The sequence below is a fragment of the Actinomycetospora chiangmaiensis DSM 45062 genome (genome assembly GCF_000379625.1).
Lineage (GTDB): Bacteria > Actinomycetota > Actinomycetes > Mycobacteriales > Pseudonocardiaceae > Actinomycetospora > Actinomycetospora chiangmaiensis.
In genome coordinates this window covers 155,419-164,614 of the sequence record NZ_KB903220.1, presented here as the reverse complement: position 1 = coordinate 164,614, position 9,196 = coordinate 155,419, and the positions used below count along the sequence as shown (strand labels likewise).

11 protein-coding genes are annotated in these 9,196 nt (G+C 74.5%); 5 read left to right on the top strand and 6 right to left on the bottom strand.

The annotated features are described in order from the left end of the window. The first annotated feature begins 33 nt into the window (after nt 1–33). On the top strand, nt 34–1,431 hold the full coding sequence (locus A3CO_RS35545; protein WP_425393406.1) for an HNH endonuclease signature motif containing protein: 1,398 nt from the start codon (nt 34–36) through the stop codon (nt 1,429–1,431). Nucleotides 1,432–1,478: 47 nt separating this feature from the next. On the opposite strand, the gene A3CO_RS31090 is transcribed toward A3CO_RS35545, so the two are convergent. The 3 genes from A3CO_RS31090 to A3CO_RS37440 form a co-directional block, all read right to left on the bottom strand. Next, on the bottom strand, nt 1,479–2,084 hold the full coding sequence (locus A3CO_RS31090; RefSeq protein WP_084681654.1) for a hypothetical protein: 606 nt from the start codon (nt 2,082–2,084) through the stop codon (nt 1,479–1,481). Nucleotides 2,085–2,258: 174 nt separating this feature from the next. Continuing rightward, on the bottom strand, nt 2,259–3,116 hold the full coding sequence (locus A3CO_RS0109295; protein WP_020508840.1) for a hypothetical protein: 858 nt from the start codon (nt 3,114–3,116) through the stop codon (nt 2,259–2,261). A gap of 127 nt (nt 3,117–3,243) precedes the next feature. Further along, complete coding sequence (locus A3CO_RS37440; RefSeq protein WP_157647272.1) at nt 3,244–3,960, bottom strand: hypothetical protein; 717 nt, start codon at nt 3,958–3,960, stop codon at nt 3,244–3,246. A 170-nt stretch (nt 3,961–4,130) separates the two neighbouring features. Between A3CO_RS37440 and A3CO_RS0109285 the strand changes: the two genes are divergently transcribed. From A3CO_RS0109285 to A3CO_RS0109270, 4 genes are all read left to right on the top strand, one after another. Then, nucleotides 4,131–4,640, top strand: coding sequence for a mycothiol transferase (locus A3CO_RS0109285; protein WP_018331972.1), 510 nt, complete (start codon nt 4,131–4,133; stop codon nt 4,638–4,640). 87 nt (nt 4,641–4,727) lie between these two features. Further along, nucleotides 4,728–5,462, top strand: a complete 735-nt coding sequence (locus A3CO_RS0109280; RefSeq protein WP_157647270.1) for a hypothetical protein — start codon at nt 4,728–4,730, stop codon at nt 5,460–5,462. Nucleotides 5,463–5,520: 58 nt separating this feature from the next. Next, nucleotides 5,521–6,153, top strand: a complete 633-nt coding sequence (locus A3CO_RS0109275; RefSeq protein WP_018331970.1) for an acetate uptake transporter — start codon at nt 5,521–5,523, stop codon at nt 6,151–6,153. 66 nt (nt 6,154–6,219) lie between these two features. After that, entirely contained in the window at nt 6,220–6,579 is a 360-nt protein-coding gene (locus A3CO_RS0109270) for a hypothetical protein (RefSeq protein WP_018331969.1), read from the top strand. Here the strand turns inward: A3CO_RS0109270 and A3CO_RS0109265 are convergent. The 3 genes from A3CO_RS0109265 to A3CO_RS0109255 form a co-directional block, all read right to left on the bottom strand. Further along, nucleotides 6,576–7,823, bottom strand: coding sequence for an amidohydrolase family protein (locus tag A3CO_RS0109265; RefSeq protein ID WP_018331968.1), 1,248 nt, complete (start codon nt 7,821–7,823; stop codon nt 6,576–6,578). The two genes, A3CO_RS0109270 and A3CO_RS0109265, sit on opposite strands and share 4 nt — an antisense overlap. Before the next feature lie 67 nt (nt 7,824–7,890). Next, nucleotides 7,891–8,601: a class I SAM-dependent methyltransferase gene (locus tag A3CO_RS0109260; RefSeq protein ID WP_018331967.1), complete on the bottom strand. Its 711-nt coding sequence runs from the start codon at nt 8,599–8,601 to the stop codon at nt 7,891–7,893. Further along, the gene (locus tag A3CO_RS0109255) at nt 8,598–9,170 is read right to left on the bottom strand and encodes a TetR/AcrR family transcriptional regulator (protein ID WP_018331966.1); all 573 of its coding nucleotides are present in this window, start codon (nt 9,168–9,170) and stop codon (nt 8,598–8,600) included. Before A3CO_RS0109255 ends, A3CO_RS0109260 begins: the two co-directional genes overlap by 4 nt. Nucleotides 9,171–9,196 lie beyond the last annotated feature (26 nt).

Here is a 9,196-nt window from a genome sequence, read left to right as displayed (position 1 = left end):
GGCGACGGGCACGTGGAGATCATCCGCAAGACCATGCACCGCATCCGGACGGTGGCGGGGTTGGCGCCGGCGGTGGGTGACACCGCCGAGGAACAACTCGCCGGGNTGGCNNNNATGTTGTCGCCGCGGCGGNTGGCGACCGCGGCGAAGGTGATCGCCGACCGGCTCGACCCCGACGGCGCCGCCCCGATCGACGACGACCCGTCGGGCAACGAGTTGCACTACCGCAAGCGCCGCGACGGCACCCTCACCGCGAAGCTGCTGCTGCGTGATCCGGCCGCGGTCGCGGTGTTCGACGACGCGATCCGCGCCGCCACCCCCGCCCCCGCCTCCGCCGCGTGTGCCGACCCGGAGACGGGGTTGCCGCCGGTCACCGAGGACGGCCGGCAGGTCGGGGCCGACCCGCGCGTCGAGGCCCGCAACACCAAGCCCTGCCGGCAAGCGACCGGGCTGTTGGACCTGCTGGCCGCCTCCCACCACGCCGGTCTCGACCACCCCGAGTCCGAACAGCACCCCGACAGCCCCACCGCGTCGATGCCGCTCCCGGACCTCGACGACCACGACGACACCGGCCCCATCGACGACCTCCCCGGCAACGGCGCTCCCGCCCACCGCGAACCCACCGACACCGGAGACGCCTTCGACGGGGACGGGGACGGGGACGGGGAGGCGGAGCCCGCCACGTTCGGGCCCGCGGCACCCGAGCCGGACGACGACACCATCGACGAGGAGCAGATCGAGGCCGAGTTCGGGCTCGACGGCGAGCCCGACAAGGCGGATGACGGGACGGGGCCCTTCGGCCGCACGGGCTCCACGCAGGACGACCGTGATCCTCCGGCCGGCGGACCGCCACCCGGTCCCGAGTCGCAAGCACCGCCGCCACCGCCGTGGACCCCTCCGGAGCGCGGAGCGATGTCCCTGCCCGGCCGCGAACGGGTCACCCTCACCGTGACCCTGGACTACGACACGCTGCGCCAACAGCTCACCGACACCAGCCGCACTCTGGCGCTGCTCGGGGACTCCACCTGGATCCGGCCCGACACCGCCCGACGCCTGGCCTGCGACGCCGANGTCATCCCCCTGGTCCTCGGCTCCCACGGCGAGGTCCTCGACGTCGGCCGCAAGACCCGCGCCGTCCCCACCGCCACCGCCCGCGCCGTCATCCACCGCGACCGGCACTGCGCGTTCCCCGGCTGCCGACGACGCGCCCNCACCACCGAAATCCACCACATCGTCCACTGGGCCGACCACGGCGACACCACACCCGACAACCTCGTCTGCCTCTGCCGCTATCACCACGACCTCGTCCACCACGCCGGCTGGACCGTGACGATGGTCGACCACCAGCCCTGGTTCACCCCACCGCACTGGCTCGACCCCACCCGAACACCACGACACAACCGACCCTGGCAGCTCCCGGCCGACGCCTGACCGTCAGGAGCAGGCCATGTTCATGGCGCGGCGGACCTGGTCGAGCTTCAGGTCGGCGACGAGGTTGGCGTGGTCGTTCCCCCGCGCGAGCACCTCGTCGAGACCACCGAGCGCGGCGTCGACGGCGAGTTCGGCGCGCCGGCGCAGGGCGCGGGTCTCGTCGGCGGTAGCGAGCAGAAGAGGATGTCGGCGGCCTGGTGCGGGGGATAGGTCAACATCAGGGCGCTCATCGATCGTTCGCCGGTCGCCGCAATCTCCGCCTTCACGGTGGGGTTGCGCGAGAGCTCGGCGACCGAGAGCAGGGACAGCAGCGGCAGCAACAGCTGGTTCAGCGCGGGCACTGCACTGTGGGTGAAGACGGTGGTGCGCATCGGGTCGATGCCGGCGGCGAACTGGTCGAGCAGCATCTCCCGGACGTGGCTCTGGATGTCGCCGGCGAGGTCGCGGTCGGTGACCACCTGGTAGTCAGCGATGACGACGTAGCTCTCGACGCCGAGCTCCTGCAGCCGCACCCGGTGGGCGAGCGTGCCGAAGTAATGACCGAGGTGGAGCGGCCCGGTGGGTCGGTCGCCGGTCAGCACCCGGTACCGGTGCGGTGCGCTCTCGACCAGCGTCATGAGGTCGGACGTCGCGGAAGCGGGCAGAGCGGTCATGTCGTACCTCTCGGAGGAGAGGCCGCCTCAGCCAGGTCGTCCGGGCTCCGGGAGAGCGCGCGTCGGCCGCCGGTGAGGCGGCCGCGTGCAGCGGTCAGGGCCGCCGGAGAGGCGACGACCACCAGCAGGACACGGACGGGAACACGTCGCGCAGCATGGCACGGACGAAACCGCCTATGCAGCACCCTTCCGCGACAGGGCTCCGGCGGGCGCGGGGCTCGCGAGCAGCACAGCGGTCGTCAGACACGCCCCGGCCCACAGCAGGGACGACGACGCGGCGCTTCCGAACAGCAGCACCCCGAGGTAGCCGACAACGCTGCCGAGCACGAGGACCGCGTCCCCCCGCTCCCCCGACGACCGCCGTCGACACCACAGCCACGCCCAGGCGATCACGACGACGGGTGTCGCGAGCAGGGCCCCCGTGTCGACGGTGCTCCCGGGCGTCGGCGCGAACTCGAGGCCCCGCCCGGACAGGAGAGCTCCCAGGACGGCCACCAGCAGGCCGCCGATCACCGCGACCAGGTCGACGGTGACCCGTCGGGTACGGGCACGACGCAGGCCGGTGTGTCGGGACCAGGCGCCGGCGACGAAGGCGAGCAACGCCCCGAGGACCAGCGGCGCTGCGGCAGGGTCGGCGCACACCGCCAGTCCGAGCAGTGACCCGGCGAGTCCGCGCACGAGCAGCCGCCGCACGCCCGTCGCCCAGGCCGCGAGCGACGGGAGACCGCCGAGCAGTCCGGCCAGGGCCACGCCGCGGGGGCCGTCGGGGGCGAGGTGCACGACGGCCGCCGAGGTGAGGACGACCGCCACCGCACCGGCGACGAGCGCCCGACGCCGCAACGACACGGCGACCGGCACGATCGCGACGAGCGCCAGCCCGTACCGCACCGCGAACGACATCGGGGTGTCCGGGCGCGACGTCAGCAGGGCGACGACGCCCGGCACCAGCAGGACCGCCGACGCCTCGGCCCACCGCGGGACGCACCACCCGAACCGCGCGACCGCCGACGGTGTGGTCTCGAGCGTGCTCATCGGAGTGACCCCACGACACACATCTCACTGCGCCGAACGGGGTACCGCCCAGGCCGGAGCGCCGGTTGAGGCCCCTCCGATGACGCGTCGTCACACTCTCGTCACCATCAGCGGTCGCCGTCGAGTGCTACCGGGTCGGACAGCTCCCGGCCAGGCGCTGCGCGGTGAGGGCGGCCGCGTGGTCGCGGATCGCCGTCGCGAGGGCCTGACCGTCGGCCGCGATCACGGCCGCTGACGCCCCGCGGCGCACATCGGCCGCGAGCCGGGTCCGGGCGGCGTCGATCGCCGCGGCGGTACGGACCACGTCCGCGTTCCCGACGACGGGTGTGGTCCCGGGCCGCGGGCACGGCAGGACCACGGGCGGCGCCGGCGTGGACCCCGGGACCGGCGTGGACCCCGGGACCGGCAGGACCACGGGCGGCGCCGGCGTGGACCCCGGGACCGGCAGGACCACGGGCGGCGCCGGCGTGGACCCCGGAACCGGAGGCGTCGTCGTCGAGACCGGAGTCGTCGTCGAGACGGGAGTCGTCGTCGTCGGAACCGGAGGCGTCGTCGTCGAGACCGGAGGCACGGTCGTGCTCGGAGGCGCCGGGTCCTCGCCGGTGATGACGGGCAGCAGGACCTTCCCCGTCTCGGGGTCCACGTCGCCCGGGAGCAGCCCCAGCGCGTCCACGGTCGATCCGTCCGCCGCCTGGCAGTCGGTCCCGTCGAGCGTGTAACCCGACGGGCACCCGTAGACGATGTCGTCGGCGTGGGCCACCCCGAGGCCCACCGTCGCCCCGCCGAGCGCCACCCCGGCGAGCACGCCCGCCACCCGCCGCGCCATCCGTTCCCTCGTCGTCATGACCGTCCCCTCGCTCCGTCGCCGCACGGGCAGCTCTCGGGGCGGTCCGGAGCGTCGTTACCGGGACGCGCGGGGCAAGCCGATGATCCACACGATGCGTGGACCGGCCTGGACAACGACGCGGTGGACGTGCCGTGACCGGGGGCGGCCGCCGGGGTACACCGGCTGGCGTGAACAGCTCCGACGTCCTCGTGGACGCCTTCGGCCGGGTCCGCTCCGACGTGCGCCGCGCGTTGGAGGGGCTCGACGAGCGTGCCCTCAACCTGCGGCTCGACGAGGACGCCAACCCCGTCGGGTGGCTGGTGTGGCACCTGACCCGCGTCCAGGACGACCACATCGCCGAGCTCGCCGGACTCCAGCAGGCCTACACGTCGCAGGGCTGGGCGGAGACGTTCGGGTTCGACCTCGACCCGTCCTCCATCGGCTACGGGCACACCTCCGAGCAGGTGGCGGCCGTCCACGTCACCGACGCGACGCTGCTCGCCGACTACTACGACGCCGTGCACGACCGCACCGTCGACTACCTCCGCACCCTCTCCGACGAGGACCTCGACGAGGTCATCGACAACGCCTGGGACCCGCCGGTGACGCGCGGCGTCCGGATCATCAGCGTCGTCGACGACGACATCCAGCACGCGGGCCAGGCCGCCTTCGTCGCCGGGATCGCCCGCCGCGCCTGAACCCGACCGGGTGAACCCGACGTGGAGGTGTCACCCGAACGGCCGCACGGCCGATGCTCCGGTCGGTCCCACCTCCCGGAGGTCGCGTTGTCCCTCACCCGGCCCGCCGGCGCGGCGTGCGCCCTGTTCGCCGCCTGTGCCCTCGTCCCCGCCCTGCTCGTGCTCGGCACCGCCGCACTGCTCCTGATCTCCTTCCCGACGACGGGTGCGGCGGCTCTCGTCGTCGGCGTCGCCGCCCTCGCCGTGCCGGGGACGCTGACCGTGGCGGCCGGGGCGCTGGTCACCGGTCGTGCCGAGGGGCCCGCGCTGGCCGTGCTCGCCGCGGCCACGGCGACGGCCGGTGCCGTGGCGACGACCGTCACCGCCGGCGGCACGACGATCCCGGGGCTGCTCGCCGTCGTCGCGGTCGGCACCGTGCTGGCGGCGGCGACGGTGGCCGTGCGCGGACCCGTCGTCGTGACCCCCGTGCTCGAGCGGACCGTCACCCTCACGGCCGCCGGGCTGCTCGCCGCCCACGGCCTCACGCTGCTCGCGGGAACCGCGGTGACCGGGCCCGCCGTCGCGACGTGCGCGGTCGTCGCCGTGGTGACCGCGGCGGTGGCGACCGGGGCGTGGTGGACGGCCCGACCCGGCGTCGTGAGCCCGGCCGTCGCCGCAGCCGCGATGGCCGTGCTGACGACCGTGCTCGCGGCCCGCTCCGGGGTCGATCCGCTGCCGCCGGCGACCGCCACGGCGGCTCTCGCGGCGGTGGCTACGCACCGTGGCGTCCTGTTCGTCCGCACTCCCACGATTCCGAAACTCCGGATCGTCCGATGTGATTGAGATTGCACGCCAGGTGGAACTCCGGGGCCATTCGATCACGCCTACGGGGAGGACACCGATGTCCACGACCAGTGAGAGCCGCGCCGCCGCCCACGCGTCCACGATGGACGAGCACGCCGCCGATCCCACCCGGAGCATCGCCGATCCGGGTCCCCTCGGGCTCGCGGCCTTCGCTCTGACGACGTTCCTGCTGAGCCTGTTCAACGCGGGCCTGGCGCCGAAGGCCCTCGAAGCGACCGTGCTGCCGCTCGCCCTGTTCTACGGCGGCCTCGCGCAGCTCATCGCCGGGCTGTGGGAGTTCCGCAAGGCCAACACGTTCGGCGCCACGGCCTTCGTGTCGTACGGGTCGTTCTGGCTCGCCTTCGCCGCGTTCGTCAAGTTCGTCGAGCCCGGTCTGCCGTCCGGCCAGGCGACCCTGGCCGCCGGCCTCTTCCTGCTCGGCTGGGCGATCTTCACCGGCTACATGCTGATCGCCTCGCTGCGCACCACCGGCGCGCTCATCGCCGTCTTCGCGCTGCTGTTCCTGACGTTCCTGCTCCTCGCGATCGGCGACCTCGCCGGGACCGATGGCATCGCGACCATCGGCGGGTACGCGGGCATCCTCACCGCCATTGCCGCCTGGTACGCGTCCTTCGCGGTGGTCACCAACGCCACGTGGGGCCGCCAGGTCCTGCCGACGGCGCCGCGGTAACCCACTGGCGTCACCGGGTGGGCCGCCGCCCGCCCGGTGTCGCCCGTGGTGCCACACTCCGCCGCCATGGGGGTCCTGCCGCGTCTCGCACTGTTCCTGACGACGGGCCTGGTCGGCCTGGGCGGGACGGCCTGCGCGGCCGAGACCGCACCCGCCATCGGGAACGCGTCCGCACCCGCGCGCACCGTCGCCTGTCCCGACGCGCACTGCACGGTCACCGCGACGCCGGGCACCGTGGTCGACCTCGGTGACGCGGGCTCGGTGACGGTCACCGACGTCGGGTCGGACACGGTCACGACCACGGCCGGCGGCTCCCGGATCACCTCGGGGCCCGGCGGGTCGAACACCCTGGGCGACGTGACCTACCGGGTGGCCGCCGTCCGCGACGGCGAGGCGACCCTGGTGTTCGGCGACACCGACTCCTAGCGACGGGCCGGCCCGACGACGTCGCGGCCGTGCGGGTGGGTCGGGGACGACAGGTCGTGTGCGACCCCGCTGCGCCAGACCGTGCGCAGGTCGCGGGTGGCGGTGATGTCGGTCAGCGGGTCGCCGTCGACGAGCAGCAGGTCGGCCCGGCGGCCGGGAGCGATCCGCCCGCGGTCGGCGAGGGCGAAGACGTCCGCCGCCCGCGAGGTCGCCGCGGCGAGCGCGTCGGCGGGCGAGCACCCCGCGCGCACGAGCAGTTCGAGCTCGAGGTGCATCGACGCACCGTGCAGGACAGCAGCGGGGCGGCCCGGGACGTCGTTCGCGTCGGTGCCCGCGACGATCGTCGCGCCGGCCTGCAGCAGCCGCGCGAGGTTGTCCTCGGCGTGCGCGTAGGACGCGCCGGCGGCCGAGGAGGTGGGCAGCCCGCCGCGGTCACCCGCTTCGAGTCCGGCCACGACCTCGGCGGGCAACCGGGCGGTCAGGCGGGGGTCGGCGAGGAGATCGCGGACCGAGTCGTGCGAGGTCAGGGCGGCCATCATCGTCAGGGTCGGCACCACCGTCAGGTCCGCCGCCGCCTCCGCGGCCCCGTCCAGCGGCAGGTGTGTGAGCACGTCGACCCCGGCGGCGCGGGCGGTCGCGAACGCCCACCGCGTGGGGGCATGGGCCACCGTCATCAGCCCCCGCCGTCGTGCGGCCCCGCACACCGCCGCGACCGTCTCCGGGGCGAGCGTCGGGCGCGACACGTCGGCGGCGTTCTCGACGAACACCTTGAGGTAGTCCGACCCCTCGCGCTCCCGGTCGGCGACGAACCGCTCGGCGTCGTCCGGGCCGGAGAGCCCGGGCATCCGCCAGCCCGTCGGGTCCGGCGGGAGCATCACGGCGGGCCACCCGTCGACGGCCCCGGCCATGAGCCCGGAGCTGCGCAGGTCGGCCTCGTCGTCGCGGGACGCCGCCCGGCGTCGCAGCATCGCGGTGAACTGCGGGGGCGCGGAGAACATGTCGAGGACGGTCGTCACGCCGTGGCGCAGGTCCTGGCCCAGGTTGCCCGCCCCGCGCAGGTGGACGTGCGCGTCGATCAGGCCCGGCAGCAGCGTGCCCCCGCGGGCGTCGACCTCGCCCGCGACCGGCGCCCGCTCCCCCGGCTCGACGGCCTCGATCGTCCCGGCGTCGTCCACGACGACCGTCGCCGGCCCGAGCGACCGCTCCCCGTCGAACACCCGCGCACCCACGATGGTCGTCGCCACCGGCCGAGTGTGCCGCCGCGGGACCCGTCGTCGGAACCCTCCGCGCGGGCGAGCCGAAGCGGCACGATCAGCGAGCCCCTGAACCCAGGCGGCGTGCGCCGAGGAGCAGGAAGGCCGGCCGGGCGGTGAGCCGGCGGAAGGCCTCCGGGTAGATCTCCGCCGTCGTCGGCAGCGGGCGTGGCTCGACGACGTCGGTCAGCGCGAGCCCGGCTCCCGTGAACCAGGCCGTCATCGCGCCGAGCGGGTGGTGCCAGAAGCGGACGACGACGGCCGTCCCGTCCAGTTCCCAGGTGTCCGCGACCCCGTAGCTGTCGAGGTAGTCCCCGTGCGGGTCCAGGCTCGGGATGTCGACGTCGGAGAAGGGGTGGTGGACGCTCGCGACGAAGCGCCCGCCCGGGCGCAGGACGCGGTGGACCTCGGCGAGCACGGCCGACCAGTCGCGCAGGTAGTGCAGCACGAGGCCGGACACGACGAGGTCGAACGTCGCGTCGGCCAGGGGCAGCGGGTCGGCGAGGTCGTGGACGAACAGACACGCGTCCGAGAGTGACCGGCCGTGCCGCACCAGCGCAGCGCTCCGGTCGAGCCCGGTGACACGCGCTCCCCGCCGGACCAGCTCCGCCGTCGTGATCCCCGGGCCGCACCCGAGGTCGAGCACGTCGAGCCCGGCGACGTCGCCCGCGAGGTCGAGCAGGGCGGGCCGTTCGTACAGCGCGTTGTAGGGAGCGACGGCGTTGTGCGCGGCGTACGCCGCCGCGTGCTCGGTGTAGGGGTCGGTCACGACGCCGAGCGGTGGCGGGACCAGGTGGCGACGACCTCGTCGACGAAGTCCGCCGTGACCGGCTCGCGGGCGAAGAAGCGCCGGAAGAAGAGCGGGCCGGCGAGCTGGTGGTACTCGCCGCTGGTGATCCTCACGCCGACGGGCTCGAGGAGTCGGTTCAGCTCGTCGCGGATCCCCACGACGACGTCGGCCAGCGCGCGCCGGCTCGCGGGGTCGTGGTCGGCCTGCGCCACCAGCGCCATCAGCGGGCCGGCGTTGGCCGGGTCGTCCATCCCGGCTCCGACCTGGTGGAGGAACGCGCCGAGGAGGCGTTCCGCGGTCGTCGCCTCGCCCGCGGCGCCCGCCAGCGACTGGATCTCCCTCACCGCCCGATCGAGCACGAGGTCGACGTACAGCGCCTCGAGGGTGGGCCAGTGCCGGTAGAGGGTCTGCCGGGTCACGCGGGCCTGCTTCGCCAGCGCGCTGTAGGTCATCGACGACGGTCCCCCGGCGGCCAGCATCGCGCGCGCGTGGTCGAGCACGTGCGCACGGGTCCGCTCGACGCGGGGGTCGAGGTCCGGGGACGCCATCGCACGATCCTATCGACGGAAGTCGC